The organism is Allobosea sp. 05T422_2 (genome assembly GCF_056396265.1).
The window spans coordinates 14,032-29,312 of sequence record NZ_JBFTLD010000036.1 but is presented as its reverse complement, the minus strand read 5'-3'; the positions used below and the strand labels follow the sequence as shown (position 1 = coordinate 29,312).

Here is a 15,281-nt window from a genome sequence, read left to right as displayed (position 1 = left end):
GATGAAAGCCGCCGTCGTCACTTTCCCCGGATCCAATCGCGAGGGTGATGTCGCCACTGCCCTGCGGCAGGCCGGTGCCACCGTMACCCATGTCTGGCATGCGGACACGGAGCTTCCGGCCGGCACGGATCTCGTCGTGCTGCCGGGCGGCTTCTCCTATGGCGACTATCTGCGCTGCGGCGCCATCGCCGGCCGGGCCCATATCATGGATGCGACGCGAGCCCATGCGGCGCGCGGCGGCTATGTGCTCGGCATCTGCAACGGCTTTCAGATCGCCTGCGAAGCGGGGTTGCTCCCGGGTGTCCTTGCCCGCAACGCCAATCTGAAATTCGTCTGCAAGCGCCAGCATCTCACCGTCGAACGCGCTGATACCGCCTTCACCCGCGCCTACACCAAGGGCCAGGTCATCGATGTCTGCATCGCCCATGGCGAAGGCAACTATATCGTTGATCCCGAGACCTTGGCGCGCCTCGAAGGCGAGGGCCTGGTGGCCTTCCGCTACGCCGACGCCGACGGTCAGGTCACCGCCGAAGCCAACCCCAATGGTTCGCTGAACGGCATTGCCGGCATCTACTCGCCCGGCTTCAATGTGCTCGGATTGATGCCGCATCCGGAAAACCTGATCGATTCGCTCACGGGCGGCACCGATGGGCGCGGCATGTTCGAGAGCCTGATCAACGGCAAGAAGGCAGCCTGACCGGCTCGCTCCCCGTCATGCTTGGGTTTGGCCCGGCATGACGGACACGACCGGGCCGGGCGGCCCGGCTCACTTCGCCAGCGCAGCCGCCTTCGCCAGCAGCTTCTGCGCGCTGTTCACATCGAGCGCGCCGACATGCTTGTCGACGATCCGCCCGTCCGGGCCGATCAAGAAGGTTTCCGGCACGCCATAGACGCCCCAKTCGATTGCGCCACGGCCGGCGCGATCGACGCCCACGGCAGAATAGGGATTGCCGAGCGCTCCCAGGAAGCGGCGGGCATTCTCGGCCTCGTCCTTGTAATTCAGCCCGACCACGGCGACCTTGCCCTGCTTGACCACGGGCGCCTCAGCCATCGCGACAAGATGCGGGTGCTCGACGCGGCAGGGCGCGCACCAGCTCGCGAAGACATTGACGATGGTGGCCCGCCCCTTGGCCAGGTCGGCCATGGTGAAGGCCGGGACTGGCTGCCCGTCGCGCTGCAACCCTTCGAGCGCGGTCAGCGCGATCGTCGGAGCCGGCTTGCCGATCAGCGCCGATGGAACCTTGCTGGCATCCCCGCTGAACAGCCCGACCAGGAAGACCAGGGACAGCCCGGCAAACAGGATCAGGGGAATCAGGAAAACCAGCGGCGAGCGCCGGCCTGGCGCGCTCTCGACCTCGCTCACGACAATGCCTTCCCGGAACGGCGGCCGGCGCCGCGCTGTTCCAGCGCGTCGAGAGCCTGCCTTTGCGCGCGGTGATCGCGCCAGGTCATCAGAATCAGCCCGCCGAGGATCATCACGACAGACGCATAGGCGGTCAGGATGTAGCCGGCATGCGGCCCAAACGCGCTCATACCGCGACCTCCGCCGCCAGCCGGTCCAGCCTCTCGGCCTCGAAGATCGTCAGCGTCCGGACCCGGCGGCGCATGATCTCGGCCCGCATGGCGACGAGATGCAGCGCCAACGCCAGCAGCGTGAAGCCGACTGCCAGGATCAGGAGCGGCCAGAGCATGGCGGGATGAATGGTCGGCCCGCCGGCGCGAAAGACCGATGCCGGCTGGTGCAGCGTATTCCACCAATCGACGGAGAACTTGATGATCGGCACATTGACGAAGCCGACCAGTGTCAGGATCGCCACTGCCCGCCCGGCGCGCGAGGGATCGTCGAGCGTGCGCCACAGCGCCATGATGCCGAGATAGATCAGGAAGAGCACGAGCACCGAGGTGAGCCGCGCATCCCAGACCCAATAGGTCCCCCACATCGGCTTGCCCCAGAGAGCCCCCGTGATCAGGCAGATCAGCGCGAAGCAGGCTCCGATCGGAGCCGCCGCCTTCTGCGCCACATCCGCAAGCGGATGGCGCCAGACCAGGGTGCCCAGTGCCGAGACCGCCATCATCGAGTAGAACATCAGCGCGAGCCAGGCAGCCGGCACATGCACGAACATGATGCGGATGGTTTCGCCCTGCTGGTAATCCGCCGGCGCGACGAAAAAAGCGAGATAGAAGCCGACGGCAAGCAGCAACGCGGCCGCGCCCCCAAGCCAGGGCAGCAGCCGGCTCGACAGGCGCATGAAACGCGTCGGATTCGCCAGTTCGATCAGGCTAGCCATGCGGCCCTTTTGCTCTTCATTTGACGAGTGAGGATGTAGCAACCGGCTTCACGCTTCACAATCGCAGCCGATGGCCATGGCGTCGCAGCCTAGTCCGCCTGCCGGAGCGCCGCAGCAGCGGCGATGGTGCCGATCACGAGCGTCGCGAGCGACAAGGCGCACAGAATCAGAAACGGCGTCAGGAAGGGCACCGTGCCGCCAAGCGCGCTGTTCGAAGCCGAGACGCCGAAGATCAGCACGGGTACCGTCAGCGGCGCGACGAGGATCGGCAGGATCAGGCCGCCCCGCTTGAGGCCGGCCGTCAGCGCGGCTCCCGTGGCGCCGATGAAACTAAGCGCCGGCGTCCCGACCAGCAGCGTCCCGGCGACCGGCAGCATCGCCTCGGCGGGAAGCGCGACCAGCAGGCCAAGCAGCGGGGCAGCCAGCGCCAGCGGCAGGCCGGTCGTCAGCCAATGGGCGAGCCCCTTGGCCAGTACGGCGAGTTCCAGGGGCAGGGCCGAGGCGCGGATCAGGTCGAGAGAACCGTCCTCCTCATCGCCCTGGAAGAGCCGGTCGAGCCCGATCAGGGTCGCAAGCAACGCTCCGAGCCAGAGAATGGCCGGGCCGATCCGCGAGAGCAGATTGAGATCGGGCCCGAGTGCGAAAGGCACCAGCACGACCAGTGTCAGGAAGAACACCAGCGCGAGCTCCCCGCCTCCGCCGGCACGAGCCGCCAGGGCGAGGTCGCGTTTCAGGATCGCCAGGAAAGCTCCGCTCACGGCCCGATCCTCATCTCGCGCGCCGTTTCCAGGCCAAGCGGGCCGTGCGTCGCCGCCAGGATCGCGCCGCCCGCATCGAGATGAGCCTGCATCAGCCCGATCAGCATGTGTTGGGAGGCCGTATCGAGCGCCGAGGCCGGTTCGTCGAGCAGCCAGAGCGGCCGTCGTGAAACCAGGAGCCGTGCCAGCGCGACGCGCCGGCGCTGCCCGGCCGAGAGATAGCCGACCGGCAGAGCCGCGACATGCGGCAAACCGATAGCGGCAAGCGCCTCATCGGCGGCGAGCCCGGGCTCGCCGAGCAGGGCCTGGACGAAATCGAGATTCTCGCGCGCCGTCAGCGCCGTTTTCAATCCGTCGCGATGACCGACGAGATGGATCTGCTCCATCAGGGGCGCATCGCCGATGCCGGTTACTCGCAAAACTCCCCCGGCGGGCCGCAACCGCCCGCAGATCATGGCGATCAGGCTCGACTTGCCGGCGCCGTTGCGGCCGGTGAGCGCAATCGCCTCCCCGCTCCCGAGCGTGAAGTCCAGCTTTTCGAAAACCAGTCGCCCGCCTCGGCGGCAAGCCAGGTCTTCGGCGCTCAGCGTGAGTGGGGCGTAGGAAAACTGCGTCAAGGCCAGGGCATCTTCCCGTGCGTCAGAAGCTGCCACGCACGCGTTTCGTTCATGTAGCGGGCTTCTTGGAATTGATCTATAGAACGCTCGGCTACGCCGCACGCCGATCCGGCGCGGGGCTCGGGCACTCCCGGGGCGGCGCGCGCGTCATGCGCATTAGGCCTTCGATCTCGCCTGCCCGCAAGGGCGACCGAATCGCGACCGCAACCCCTTGATCAGGATTATGCCCGCATGGCTAACCAGGATTCCTTCAAGTCCCGCAAGACGCTCGACGTCGGCGGCAAGAGCTACGTCTATTACTCCCTGCCCGACGCCGAGGCGAACGGCCTTCCCGGCATTTCGAAGCTTCCCTTCTCCATGAAGGTTCTGCTCGAGAACCTGCTGCGCTTCGAGGATGGCCGCTCGGTCACCAAGACCGACATCGAGGGCTTCGTTGCCTGGCTGTCCGACAAGGGCAAKGCCGGCAAGGAGATCGGCTTTAGGCCCGCACGCGTGCTGATGCAGGATTTCACCGGCGTTCCGGCAGTGGTCGACCTGGCCGCGATGCGCGATGGCGTCGTCGCGCTCGGCGGCGATCCGGCCAAGATCAACCCGCTCGTCCCCGTCGACCTCGTCATCGACCATTCGGTCATCGTCGACGAGTTCGGCACGCCCAAGGCCCTCTCGCAGAATGTCGAGCTGGAATATGAGCGCAACGGCGAGCGCTACCGCTTCCTGAAATGGGGCCAGGGCGCCTTCGACAATTTCCGCGTCGTCCCGCCCGGTACCGGCATCTGCCATCAGGTCAATCTCGAATACCTCGCCCAGACCGTCTGGACCCGGACCGAGACGATCGACGGCAAGGAGGTCGAGGTCGCCTATCCCGACACCGTCGTCGGTACCGATTCGCACACCACCATGGTCAACGGCCTGGCCGTGCTCGGCTGGGGCGTGGGCGGCATCGAGGCCGAGGCTGCCATGCTCGGCCAGCCGCAGTCCATGCTTCTGCCCGAGGTCATCGGCTTCAAGCTCACCGGCTCGCTGCGCGAAGGCATCACCGCGACCGACCTCGTGCTGACCGTCACCCAGATGCTGCGCAAGAAGGGTGTCGTCGGCAAGTTCGTCGAGTTCTTCGGCCCCGGCCTCTACAACCTGACGCTCGCCGACCGCGCCACCATCGCCAATATGGGCCCGGAATACGGTGCAACCTGCGGCTTCTTCCCGGTCGACGCCGAAACGATCGACTATCTCACCACCACCGGCCGCAAGTCGGATCGGATCGCGCTGGTCGAGGCCTACAGCAAGGCACAGGGCCTGTTCGCCACCATCGAGACGCCGGACCCGGTCTTCACCGACACGCTGGAACTCGACCTGACCACGGTCCAGCCTTCGATGGCCGGCCCGAAGCGCCCCGAGGGCCGCGTCGACCTCGGCGCCGTCGCCAAGGGCTTCGCCGCAGCGATGGACACCGAATACAAGAAGGGCGCCGAGATTGCCCGCCGGGTTCCCGTCGAAGGCCGCGCCCATGATCTCGGCCATGGCGATGTCGTCATTGCCGCCATCACCTCCTGCACCAACACCTCGAACCCCTCGGTGCTGATGGCCGCGGGCCTGCTCGCCCGCAACGCGGTCGCCAAGGGCCTGACGGTGAAGCCCTGGGTCAAGACCTCGCTTGCCCCCGGCTCGCAGGTCGTGGCGGAGTATCTCGCCAAGTCCGGCCTCCAGACCGACCTCGACACGCTCGGCTTCAACCTGGTCGGCTTCGGGTGCACCACCTGCATCGGCAATTCCGGTCCCCTGCCGGGCCCGATCTCGAAGGCGATCAATGATCAGGGCCTGATCGCGGGCGCCGTGATCTCCGGCAACCGCAATTTCGAAGGACGCGTCTCGCCGGACGTGCAGGCGAACTACCTCGCATCGCCGCCGCTGGTCGTCGCCTATGCGCTCGCCGGCAGCGTCCAGAAGGACCTGACGACCGAGCCGCTCGGCACGGGCAAGGACKGCCAGCCCGTCTTCCTGAAGGACATCTGGCCCTCCAACAAGGAGATCCAGAGCTTCATCGCCCAGAACGTCACGCGCGCCATCTTCGAGGCGAAATATGCCGACGTGTTCAAGGGCGACCAGCACTGGCAGGACGTGAAGACCCCGGAGAGCCAGACCTACGCCTGGGACGATGCCTCGACCTATGTGCAGAACCCGCCCTATTTCCAGGGCATGGGCAGGAAGCCTTCGCCGGTCACCGAGATCGTCGGCGCGCGCATCCTCGGCCTGTTCGGCGACAAGATCACGACCGACCACATCTCGCCGGCCGGCTCGATCAAGGCCGCCTCGCCGGCGGGCAAGTACCTGACCGAGCACGGCGTCGCCGTCGCCGACTTCAACCAGTACGGCACGCGGCGCGGCAATCATGAGGTGATGATGCGCGGCACCTTCGCCAATATCCGCATCCGCAACCACATGATGGGGCCGAACGGGCGCGAGGGTGGCTACACCATCCACTATCCCAGCAAGGAAGAGCTGCCGATCTACGACGCGGCCATGCGCTACCAGGAGGAGAAGGTGCCGCTGGTCATCTTCGCCGGCGTCGAATACGGCAACGGCTCCTCGCGTGACTGGGCGGCGAAGGGCACCAACCTGCTCGGCGTCAAGGCCGTGATCGCGCAGAGCTTCGAGCGCATCCATCGCTCGAATCTCGTCGGCATGGGCGTTGTCCCCTTCACGCTTGCGGAAGGCACGAGCTGGGCCTCGCTGGGCCTGAAGGGTGACGAGAGCGTCACCATCAAGGGGCTGGCTACGGTCAAGCCGCGCCAGATGCTGGAGGCGGAGATCACCTTCGCCGACGGCACGCTCAAGAATGTCCCGATTCTCTGCCGCATCGATACGCTGGACGAGCTCGATTACTTCAAGAACGCCGGCATCCTGCACTACGTGCTGCGCGGCATCGCGGCGTAGTCCGCGCCCTGCCCTGGCTCCGTCTGACGGGGCCGGGGACATCGACATGCAGGGCCGGCCTCTGGCCGGCCCTGTTTCGCCTTGCGGCGCCTCCAGTTGTCCTCGCGCAGGCGTAGGTGTAATGGGGCGTCACAGCCATCCTTGGCGGGGGGCTTGGGGCAGGCGCGCGCCAGCGCGCCCGGATGTCCGCCGCCACAATCCAAGACGACGGGAGCACCCGCATGTCCGCCACGTTCGAGACGGTCGCCGGTATCATTTCGGAGACCTGCGATATTCCTCGCGAGAAGATCACGCCCCAGAGCCACGCCATCGAAGACCTCGGCATCGACTCGCTGGCTTTCCTCGACATCGCCTTCGCGATCGACAAGGCTTTCGGCATCAAGTTGCCGCTCGAGCAGTGGACCCAGGAGGTCAACGAAGGCAAAGCGCCGGCCGAGCAGTATTTCGTGCTTGAGAACCTGTGCCAGCGCATCGACGACCTCGTCGCCGCCAAGAAGGCCTGAATTTCGCTCGCAGGGCCGCCGCTTCGATGAATTCGCGAGGCGGCCTTGAGACGGACACCCTCTCCCGATAGAGCATGATGCAGCCGAGCCGGGCGTTCCCTCGCCCGCTCGGCGCATCTGTTGCTCGCCACCCGGTCAGGACCCGCATGCGCCTCGAATATTTCGACATGATCGACACGGTCGTGACCTTCGATCCGTCGCAGAAGCGCATCGCCACACGTTCKACCGTGCCGAGCGCGAGCCCCGTTTTCGAGGGGCATTTCCCCGGCCACCCGCTTGTTCCCGGCGTGCTCCTCACCGAGACCATGGCCCAGGCTTCCGGCTATCTTCTGCTCGCTCTCAACCAGTTGCAGCAGATGCCGTTCCTGATGATGGTCGACAAGGCGCGCTTCCGCACCTTCGTCGAACCTGATGCGGTGCTGGATGTCAGTGCAGAGCTCGTTCACGAAGGCTCGGGCTACGCCGCCACCAAGGCAAGAATCGCGATCGACGGCAAGCCGATCTGCGATGCCGAGCTGCGTTTCCGCCTGATGCCGTTCCCGGCCGACATGCGGACGTTGATGGAGCAACGGATCGCGGCGATCGGCCTCGTCCCGGAACGGAACTGACATGATGCGTGACGTCGTCATCACTGGCATCGGCCTGGCCTCCAGCCTGGGCGAAGGCATCGAGACGCATGCAGCGGCTCTGGCCGCCTCCGTTGCACCGGTCGTCGATACCGAGAGTTTCGCGCCCTATCCCGTGCACCGGCTGAAGCCGCTCGAACTCGATCGGCAGATTCCGAAGAAATCCGACCAGCGCCAGATGGAGCCATGGCAGCGGCTTGGCGTCTATGCCGCAGGTCTTGCCCTCGATGCTGCCGGCCTGAAGGACGACGTCGAAGCCAAGAGCGAGCTCCAGGTCATCGTCGCGGCCGGTGGTGGCGAACGCGATCATGCTGTCGATTCCGCGATCCTGACCGGCTTGCGCGGCGCGAACCAGCCTGGCGCCTTCCTGAACGAGCGGCTGATGGGCGACCTGCGCCCGACGCTCTTCCTGGCGCAGCTCTCCAATCTTCTCGCCGGCAATATCGCGATCGTCCACGGCGTCACCGGCGCTTCGCGCACCTTCATGGGCGAAGAGCAGGCCGGCGTCGACGCGATCCGCACCGCCCATGCCCGCGTCGCCTCCAGCCAGGCAGACGTGATGCTGGTGGGCGGCGCCTACAATGCCGAGCGTCGCGACATGCTGCTGCTGCTCGAAGCCGGTGGCTATTTGCGCAAGGGTGATTTCGCACCCGTCTTCGAACGGCAGGATGCGCCGGGACTGATCACCGGCAGCGCCGCAGCGTTCCTCGTCCTCGAATCAGCCGAGCGCGCCAAGGCGCGTGGCGCCAAGGTTCTGGCCGGCCTCAGCCATGTCGCGGCCGCCCGCGCGCGCCGCAGCGAGCAGGGCGCGGTCGAGGCCACATTGCGCAAGCTGGTTGCCGGCTTCGGCGCAGTGTCGTCTTCAGCCCTCGTCATCTCGGCGGCGACCGGCGCAGCCGGCGTCACCGGCGAAGAGGCATCGGCCATCGCCAACCTGCCCGCCGCCAAACGCATTGCCACAGGCGATCTCGTTGGCCACAGCCTCGAGGCTGCATTCCCCATTTCGGTTGCCCTTGCCGCCATCGCCCTTGCCAATGGCCAGGCAAGCGAAGCGATCGTCACCGGCGCCGGCCATTGGCGCGGAGAAGGCGCGGCGCGCCTCGTGAAAGCGTGAGGATATCGCCATGAGCGCACAGCATCGCGACTCCAAGGGCCGCCCCGTCGTCGCCGTCACCGGACTGGGTGTCGTCACCTCGCTCGGCCAGGGCAAGCAGACCAACTGGGAGGCGCTGACCGCCGGGCGCTCGGGCATCCATCGCATCGAGCGCTTTCCGATCGACGGGCTGCGCACGACCATCGCCGGCACGGTCGATTTCCTCTTCGATGCGCCTTTCACGGCGCCTCAGCTTTCCGAGAAGCTCGCGACGCTTGCCGCAGAGGAGGCCGTGAGCCAAAGCGGGCTCGGCTCGGACGGTGATTTTCCCGGCGAACTCTTCATGGCCGTTCCTCCGGTCGAGATGGAATGGCCGCAGAAGCAGGAACTGGCGCAAGCCATCGACGGCGACGTCGATTATGACGGATTGCTGCGCGCCGCCGCCGCGCACAAACACAAGCCGATGCATGAGCTCTTCCTGTTCGGAGGCGTCGCCGATCACATCGCCGATCGGTTTGGGACCCGAGGTTCGCCGATCTCGCTCTCGACCGCCTGCTCGTCGGGCGCAACCGCCATCCAGATGGGCGTGGAGGCGATCCGGCGCGGCGAGACGAGCGCGGCGCTGTGCGTCGGCACTGACGGCTCGGTCCATGCCGAGGCGCTGATCCGCTTCTCCCTGCTCTCGGCATTGTCGACGCAGAACGATCCGCCGGAAGGCGCGTCCAAGCCCTTTTCCAAGAACCGCGACGGTTTCGTCATGGGCGAAGGGGCCGGGGCGCTGGTTCTCGAGGATTACGACCACGCCCTGGCGCGTGGCGCGACCATCCTCGGCATCGTCGCCGGTTGCGGCGAGCGTGGCGACGGCTTCCACCGCACGCGTTCGAGCCCGGACGGCAAGCCCGCGATCCTCGCCATGCAGGATGCACTGGCCGATGCCGGGCTGACGCCGGACGATGTCGACTACATCAACGCGCACGGCACCTCGACGCCCGAGAATGACAAGATGGAGGCGATGAGCTGCTCCGCCGTCTTCGGCGAGCGCATGGCGCGCCTGCCGATCTCCTCGAACAAGTCGATGATCGGCCATACGCTCACAGCCGCTGGTGCAGTCGAGGCGGTGATCTCGCTTCTGACCATCGCCAATGGCCGCATCCCGCCGACGATCAACTACAACCTGCCAGACGCTGCCATTGCCCTCGATGTCGTGCCGAATACGGCGCGCGACGCCAAGGTCAGGACCGTCATCTCCAATTCCTTCGGTTTCGGCGGGCAAAACACCTGTCTCGTGCTGACCGCCCCCCCGGAGGCGGCATGACCCGCATTCTCGTCACCGGCGGCGCCAAGGGCGTTGGCGCCGAGATCGTGCGCGCGCTCGCAGCCGCAGGGCATGATGTCGATTTCACCTATCGGTCATCGGCCGATCAGGCGCTGGCGCTGGCAGCCGAGATCGGCGCGGCACATCCCGGCCAGGCCGTTCGCGCGCTGCCGCTCGATCTCGCCGACAAGCCAGCCCTGGACACATTCTGCGAGGCGGTCGAGGGCGACAGCTATTTCGGCTTCATCCACAACGCCGGACAACCCTACGACACGCTCGCAGCGATGATGGTGCAGGACAAGGCCGAAGCGATCATGCAGGTCAATTTCTGGGCCTTCACGCGTCTTGCCAAGAGCCTGATGCGCGGCATGCTCCGCGCCCGCAGCGGACGCATCGTCGCGATCGGATCCGTGGCCGCGCTGCGCGGCAATCCGGGCAACGCCGCCTATGCCGCCTCTAAGGGCGCGCTGATTTCCTATGCCAACACCCTGGCCGTCGAAACCGGCAAGCGCGGCGTCACCGTCAACGTGATCGCGCCGGGCTTCATCGATACCGACATGATGGCCCCCTACGCCGCCTATCGGGAAAAGATGGAAAGCCAGATCCCCGCCGGCCGCTTCGCGAAGCCCGAGGAGATCGCCGGGCTCGCCACCTTCCTGATGAGCCCCCCGGCCGGCTATATCACCGGCACCGTCCTGCCGATTGATGGTGGCCTGACGGCACAGCTCGGCGTGCATCGCTGAGCGCGCTCAGCCGGTAGATGCGTATTTGAAAGGCTCGACATGCGTTCCCTCCAGCTCTTCGGCGACCGTGACCTGCGCCTGACCGAAATCGACCCGCCGCCGCCACCCGCCGCCGGCGAGGTGCAGATTCGCGTGCGCGCCGTCGGCCTGAACTATCTCGATGTCTGGGGTTTCCGCGGCATGGCCTTCGCCAAGCGCAAGATGCCTCAGGCGGCCGGTGTCGAGGCCGCAGGCGAGGTTGTGGCTGTCGGCGAAGGTGTCAGCCGTTTCCGGGAGGGCGACACCGTCACCATGTACGGCGCCGAGACCTGCGGCCACTGCAAGGCCTGCCGCGAGGGTCGCGACAATCTCTGCGAGAATGTCGCCGGCATCATGGGCTTCCATATCGACGGCTTCGCCCGCGAGCTGATCAACCGGCCCGAGCGCCTCGTGATCAAGGCTCCGAAGGGCGTCTCCTTCGAGGAGGCCGCCTGCGCGCCGATCGGCTTCGGCACGGTGCAGCACATGCTCTTCGACAATGCCAAGCTGGAGCCGGGTGAATCCATTCTCGTTCACGCCGGCGGCTCCGGCATCGGCACCGCCGCGATCCTGATGGCCAAGGCGATCGGCTGCACGGTCTACACCACCGTCGGCGACGACGAGAAGGGTGCCAAGGCCAAGGCGCTCGGCGCCGATTTCGTGGTCAACTACAAGACCGAGCGCTTCGAGGGCGAAGTGCGCCAGCTCACCAAGCGCAAGGGCGTCGATGTCGTCTTCGAGCATGTCGGTGCCGATACCTGGAATGGCTCGCTGCTTTGCCTGAAGCGCGGCGGCAGGCTCGTCACCTGCGGCGCAACGTCGGGCCCCTCGACCACGATGAACCTGATGCAGCTCTTCCAGCAGCAATACCGCATCTTCGGCTCCTTCGGCTGCCGCATCGAGAACATCGCGCAGTCGCTGGAGAAGATGGCGGGCGGCATGAAGCCGGTGATCGACTCGGTCTTCCCACTCGAGGATTTCGAGAAGGGGCTCGCCCGACTTGAGGGCCGCAAGGTGTTCGGCAAGGTCATTGTCGCCTTCTGAGCCCGGAATTCGCGCGCCAGACTTGACCGGCGCGTATTCCTGACGCAAGTCGCGCGGCTGGCGCCGGGCCTTTCCGGCTCTTCGGAAAGAGGCCCTCGCGGCATTGAGACGTTTGAAGCACTTCGCGGGCCGGCTCGTTGCGGCCGTCATGATCGGCCTGATCCGGGCTCTGTTCGGTTTCCTGCGCCTGCTCGGGCCGGAACGCGCCAGTGATCTCGGAGGCTGGCTGCTGCGCAGCGTCAGCCCGCTGATCCCGGTCAATCGCGTCGCACTGGCCAATATCCGTGCCGCCTTCCCGGAGAAGAACGAGGCCGAAGTCCGGACGATCGCGCGGGGAGCCTGGGAGAATCTCGGCCGCACCGCTGCCGAGTACGCGCATCTCAAGACCCTCTTCGACTATGACGACGACAACCGGGATGCTCCCTCGCGGGTCGAGGTCTCCGGCATCGAGCATTTCGTCGCGCTGAAGGATGACGAGAAGCCAGGACTGATCTTCTCGGCGCATCTCGCCAACTGGGAGCTCCCGGCGATCTGCGCCGCGGCCTACAAGCTCGACACAACCGCGGTCTTCCGCGCGCCGAATGACCCGGCAATCGCCAACGTGGTGCACGAGATTCGCTCCGGCGCCATGGGCGGGCTTGCCGCGGCGAAGCAGGGCGCTGCCTTCGCGATGCAGGGCGTGCTTGAGAAGGATGGCCATCTCGGCATGCTGATCGACCAGCATTTCACCCGGGGCGTGGTGATCCCCTTCCTGGGCCGCCCGGCCCTGACCAACCCGATCCTCGGCAAGTTCGCACGCCGCTTCGACTGCCCGGTCCATGGCGTGCGGGTCATCCGGCTGCCGGGGCAGCGCTTCCGGCTGGAACTGACACCGCCGCTCGACCTGCCCCGCGACGAAGCCGGCGAGATCGACGTCACGGGCGCCATGGCGATGATGACCGCGGTGGTGGAAGGCTGGGTGCGCGAGCACCCTGAGCAATGGCTCTGGATGCATCGGCGCTGGCGCCCGAACATGATCAAGGCGGCTGCGCTGGCGAATTACGGGGATACGACCTGGCCACAGCCCAAATTCAAGGCAACGTGATTTCCAAGTGAGGCTTATTGAGCGCTTTGGTAACGTCTCGCAGTCAGCTTGAAGCCGAGTTTCGAGAATGACCCGCCGGTTACGCGCCTTTTCTGCCTTCCTTGCTGCCCTCGCGTTTGGCGGCGCGACAGCGCTTGCCCAGACGCCGGCCAAGCCGCCAAGGGCGGTGATCGAACTTTTCACCAGCCAGGGCTGCTCATCCTGCCCCGCGGCCGACGCCCTCTTCGTCGAGTTGGCCAAGGACCCGAGCCTGATCGCCCTCACCATGCCGGTGACCTATTGGGATTATCTCGGCTGGAAGGACACGCTCGGCCAGGACGTTTTCAGCAAGCGCCAGAAATATTACGCCAAAGGTCGCGGCGACGGCCAGATCTACACGCCTCAGGCCGTGATCAACGGCGCTTCGCACATGGTCGGCTCCGACAAGGCCCTGATCGAGCAATCGCTCAAGGAGCACGCGAGCCCGGCGCTTCCGGTCTCCGTCACCCTGTCCGAAGCCTCCGGCCACCTGAGCATCAAGCTCGATCCCACCGGAACCGGCAGCGAGCGTGGCGGCGGTGTCTGGCTGGTGCCGATCTCGCGCCTTGTCACGGTGCCCATCGAACGCGGTGAGAACAAGGGCAAATCGGTGACCTACGCCAATGTCGTGCGCGGCATCGTCAAGGTTGGCGAATGGACCGGGGCGGCCACGACGATGTCGGTCCCGCTCGCGACGACACAGCTTCCGAATGCCGACGCTTATGTCGTCCTGGTGCAGGGCGACCAGCCCAATCGGGTGATCCTGGGCGCCGCACGCAGCCCGCGCTGAGGCTTCAGAGCAGGACCACCTTGTTCGGTAGCTCGTCGACGTCGTCTGCCGCTGGCGGCGCATGGCGGGCAAGAACGCTGCCGACCGCTCCAACCGCATCGATCAGACCTTCGCGCAGGCGGTCCTCCTTCGCTGCCGCGAGCAGCGGCTCGATGATGCCGCGCCAGACCGCCTGATCGATCGTCTCGTCTATTCCGATATCCGCGACGATTTCGGCATAGCGCTCCTGCAGGGCGATGTAGAGCAGGACGCCGGTGCGCCCACGCGTGCGGGTAAGGCCGCGTGCGGTGAACTCGCGCAGCGCAACGTCATGGGCCCGCCGGCGCTTGATGAAGCCAGGCACGAATCGCCCACCGCGCCCATACCAGAGCAGCGTCACCATCAAAGTCGCAGCGCAGACGAGTTGGATCAGGAAGATTCGCGGAGCGCTGGTTGCCGTCAGCATCAGCAACGGCCAGGGCACGAACAGCGCCAGCACCAGTGCCATCACCAAAGGCACGGTGCGGTAGCTGCTTGCAGCGCGGTCGATCACCACGACGATCTCGCCGGAGGTCAGGCTTTCCGCCTGCCGCACCGCTTCCGCGATCGCCTCCTGGTCTTGCGTATCCATCACCAACTCCCAGAAGCACCGCCGCCGCCGGACGAGCCCCCGCCGCCTGAAAAGCCGCCGCCCGAACCCGAACCCCAGCCGCCGCCACCGCCCCAGCCGGAACCGGAACCCGTCCCCCAGCCGGAGCTGGTCGGCGGCAGCGTCACCCAGCGGCCATCGCGCATCCGGTGTCCGCGCCCGCCGCCTTGCTGGTTCAGCCCACGCAGGATGCTGACCACGACGATGAAGATGAAGAACATCACCAGGATGACGGCAACATCCTCCCCAAAGCTGCTCTCGTCACTGCGGACGGTCGCGCGGCGCTGCCATTCCTCGGCATCTCCAGCCAGAATGCTTAGGATCGCGTCGACGCCGCCCTCGATGCCGCCGGCAAAATCACCCGTCTTGAATTTCGGTGCCACCGCGGTGGTGATGATGACCTTCGAGAGCGCGTCCGTGAGCGCGCCCTCCAGCCCATAACCGACCTCGATGCGGACCTTGCGCTCGTTCGGCGCGACGAGCAGCAGCACGCCGTTATTCCTGGCCTTCTCGCCGAGCTGCCAGTGCCGGAACAGGCGATTGCTGAAATCTTCGACGGCGTAGCCTTGGAGCGACGGCACGGTCGCAACCACGACCTGATCGCTGGTCTTGGCCTCATGGGCCTGCAGCTTCTGCTCGATGCGGCTGCGCGCCGCGGCATCGAGCAGATTGGCGTTGTCGACGATGCGGCCGGTCAGGGCAGGAAAATTGGGATCGGCCGCAAGCGCGAAGCCGGCCCAGAGCAGGACAAGCAACAKGGAGAGATAACGGAGAACCCCTCTCCCTTCTGGAAGAGGGGCTACCCGACCTGTTCGGTGAGCGAGC

General features: G+C 66.3%; 17 protein-coding genes. 10 read left to right on the top strand and 7 right to left on the bottom strand.

Annotated elements, in window-relative coordinates:
- The first annotated feature begins 1 nt into the window (after position 1).
- Positions 2-697, top strand: a complete 696-nt coding sequence (gene purQ / locus AC1DJT_RS09440) for a phosphoribosylformylglycinamidine synthase subunit PurQ (RefSeq protein WP_441508253.1) — start codon at positions 2-4, stop codon at positions 695-697.
- A 69-nt stretch (positions 698-766) separates the two neighbouring features.
- Here the strand turns inward: purQ and AC1DJT_RS09435 are convergent, their stop codons facing one another.
- The 5 genes from AC1DJT_RS09435 to ccmA form a co-directional block, all read right to left on the bottom strand.
- Positions 767-1,363, bottom strand: coding sequence for a DsbE family thiol:disulfide interchange protein (locus tag AC1DJT_RS09435; protein ID WP_476833948.1), 597 nt, complete (start codon positions 1,361-1,363; stop codon positions 767-769).
- Positions 1,360-1,533: a heme exporter protein CcmD gene (gene ccmD, locus AC1DJT_RS09430; protein WP_441493321.1), complete on the bottom strand. Its 174-nt coding sequence runs from the start codon at positions 1,531-1,533 to the stop codon at positions 1,360-1,362. The genes AC1DJT_RS09435 and ccmD overlap by 4 nt, the downstream gene beginning before the upstream one ends.
- Positions 1,530-2,288, bottom strand: coding sequence for a heme ABC transporter permease (locus tag AC1DJT_RS09425; protein WP_441508252.1), 759 nt, complete (start codon positions 2,286-2,288; stop codon positions 1,530-1,532). The genes ccmD and AC1DJT_RS09425 overlap by 4 nt, the downstream gene beginning before the upstream one ends.
- A gap of 89 nt (positions 2,289-2,377) precedes the next feature.
- The gene (gene ccmB / locus AC1DJT_RS09420) at positions 2,378-3,046 is read right to left on the bottom strand and encodes a heme exporter protein CcmB (protein WP_441481041.1); all 669 of its coding nucleotides are present in this window, start codon (positions 3,044-3,046) and stop codon (positions 2,378-2,380) included.
- Positions 3,043-3,699 carry a heme ABC exporter ATP-binding protein CcmA gene (gene ccmA, locus AC1DJT_RS09415; protein WP_476769372.1) on the bottom strand — a complete coding sequence of 219 codons (657 nt, stop codon included), beginning with the start codon at positions 3,697-3,699 and terminating at the stop codon, positions 3,043-3,045. The genes ccmB and ccmA overlap by 4 nt, the downstream gene beginning before the upstream one ends.
- Before the next feature lie 195 nt (positions 3,700-3,894).
- Between ccmA and acnA the strand changes: the two genes are divergently transcribed.
- The 9 genes from acnA to AC1DJT_RS09370 all read left to right on the top strand — a co-directional run bounded on the left by acnA (position 3,895) and on the right by AC1DJT_RS09370 (position 13,828).
- Entirely contained in the window at positions 3,895-6,594 is a 2,700-nt protein-coding gene (acnA, locus tag AC1DJT_RS09410) for an aconitate hydratase AcnA (protein ID WP_476833947.1), read from the top strand.
- 221 nt (positions 6,595-6,815) lie between these two features.
- Positions 6,816-7,097, top strand: coding sequence for an acyl carrier protein (locus AC1DJT_RS09405; protein ID WP_043242327.1), 282 nt, complete (start codon positions 6,816-6,818; stop codon positions 7,095-7,097).
- Positions 7,098-7,243: 146 nt separating this feature from the next.
- Positions 7,244-7,705 carry a 3-hydroxyacyl-ACP dehydratase FabZ family protein gene (locus AC1DJT_RS09400; protein ID WP_069878634.1) on the top strand — a complete coding sequence of 154 codons (462 nt, stop codon included), beginning with the start codon at positions 7,244-7,246 and terminating at the stop codon, positions 7,703-7,705.
- A gap of 1 nt (position 7,706) precedes the next feature.
- Positions 7,707-8,837: a beta-ketoacyl-ACP synthase gene (locus AC1DJT_RS09395; RefSeq protein WP_476769370.1), complete on the top strand. Its 1,131-nt coding sequence runs from the start codon at positions 7,707-7,709 to the stop codon at positions 8,835-8,837.
- A 10-nt stretch (positions 8,838-8,847) separates the two neighbouring features.
- Positions 8,848-10,131, top strand: a complete 1,284-nt coding sequence (locus tag AC1DJT_RS09390; RefSeq protein ID WP_441493315.1) for a beta-ketoacyl-ACP synthase — start codon at positions 8,848-8,850, stop codon at positions 10,129-10,131.
- Positions 10,128-10,874: an SDR family NAD(P)-dependent oxidoreductase gene (locus AC1DJT_RS09385; RefSeq protein ID WP_441508249.1), complete on the top strand. Its 747-nt coding sequence runs from the start codon at positions 10,128-10,130 to the stop codon at positions 10,872-10,874. The genes AC1DJT_RS09390 and AC1DJT_RS09385 overlap by 4 nt, the downstream gene beginning before the upstream one ends.
- Positions 10,875-10,913: 39 nt before the next feature.
- The gene (locus AC1DJT_RS09380) at positions 10,914-11,936 is read left to right on the top strand and encodes a zinc-binding dehydrogenase (protein WP_113513425.1); all 1,023 of its coding nucleotides are present in this window, start codon (positions 10,914-10,916) and stop codon (positions 11,934-11,936) included.
- 103 nt (positions 11,937-12,039) lie between these two features.
- Positions 12,040-13,020 carry a lipid A biosynthesis lauroyl acyltransferase gene (locus AC1DJT_RS09375; protein WP_441493313.1) on the top strand — a complete coding sequence of 327 codons (981 nt, stop codon included), beginning with the start codon at positions 12,040-12,042 and terminating at the stop codon, positions 13,018-13,020.
- A gap of 67 nt (positions 13,021-13,087) precedes the next feature.
- On the top strand, positions 13,088-13,828 hold the full coding sequence (locus AC1DJT_RS09370) for a DUF1223 domain-containing protein (RefSeq protein WP_441493312.1): 741 nt from the start codon (positions 13,088-13,090) through the stop codon (positions 13,826-13,828).
- A 4-nt stretch (positions 13,829-13,832) separates the two neighbouring features.
- Here the strand turns inward: AC1DJT_RS09370 and AC1DJT_RS09365 are convergent, their stop codons facing one another.
- Both AC1DJT_RS09365 and AC1DJT_RS09360 read right to left on the bottom strand, forming a co-directional pair.
- Positions 13,833-14,438 (bottom strand): TPM domain-containing protein, encoded by a 606-nt coding sequence (locus tag AC1DJT_RS09365; protein ID WP_441493311.1) that lies wholly within the window; start codon positions 14,436-14,438, stop codon positions 13,833-13,835.
- Complete coding sequence (locus AC1DJT_RS09360; protein ID WP_441493310.1) at positions 14,438-15,211, bottom strand: TPM domain-containing protein; 774 nt, start codon at positions 15,209-15,211, stop codon at positions 14,438-14,440. The genes AC1DJT_RS09365 and AC1DJT_RS09360 overlap by 1 nt, the downstream gene beginning before the upstream one ends.
- Between the last annotated feature and the right edge of the window lie 70 nt (positions 15,212-15,281).

Bases quoted from the DNA above. Each gene is read 5' to 3' on its own strand.
- AC1DJT_RS09405 (WP_043242327.1), top strand. From the start codon at position 6,816: ATGTCCGCCACGTTCGAGACGGTCGCCGGTATCATTTCGGAGACCTGC.
- AC1DJT_RS09370 (WP_441493312.1), top strand. From the start codon at position 13,088: ATGACCCGCCGGTTACGCGCCTTTTCTGCCTTCCTTGCTGCCCTCGCG.
- AC1DJT_RS09395 (WP_476769370.1), top strand. From the start codon at position 7,707: ATGATGCGTGACGTCGTCATCACTGGCATCGGCCTGGCCTCCAGCCTG.
- AC1DJT_RS09365 (WP_441493311.1), bottom strand. From the start codon at position 14,438: ATGGATACGCAAGACCAGGAGGCGATCGCGGAAGCGGTGCGGCAGGCG.
- AC1DJT_RS09390 (WP_441493315.1), top strand. From the start codon at position 8,848: ATGAGCGCACAGCATCGCGACTCCAAGGGCCGCCCCGTCGTCGCCGTC.
- AC1DJT_RS09425 (WP_441508252.1), bottom strand. From the start codon at position 2,288: ATGGCTAGCCTGATCGAACTGGCGAATCCGACGCGTTTCATGCGCCTG.
- AC1DJT_RS09385 (WP_441508249.1), top strand. From the start codon at position 10,128: ATGACCCGCATTCTCGTCACCGGCGGCGCCAAGGGCGTTGGCGCCGAG.
- ccmD (WP_441493321.1), bottom strand. From the start codon at position 1,533: ATGAGCGCGTTTGGGCCGCATGCCGGCTACATCCTGACCGCCTATGCG.
- AC1DJT_RS09380 (WP_113513425.1), top strand. From the start codon at position 10,914: ATGCGTTCCCTCCAGCTCTTCGGCGACCGTGACCTGCGCCTGACCGAA.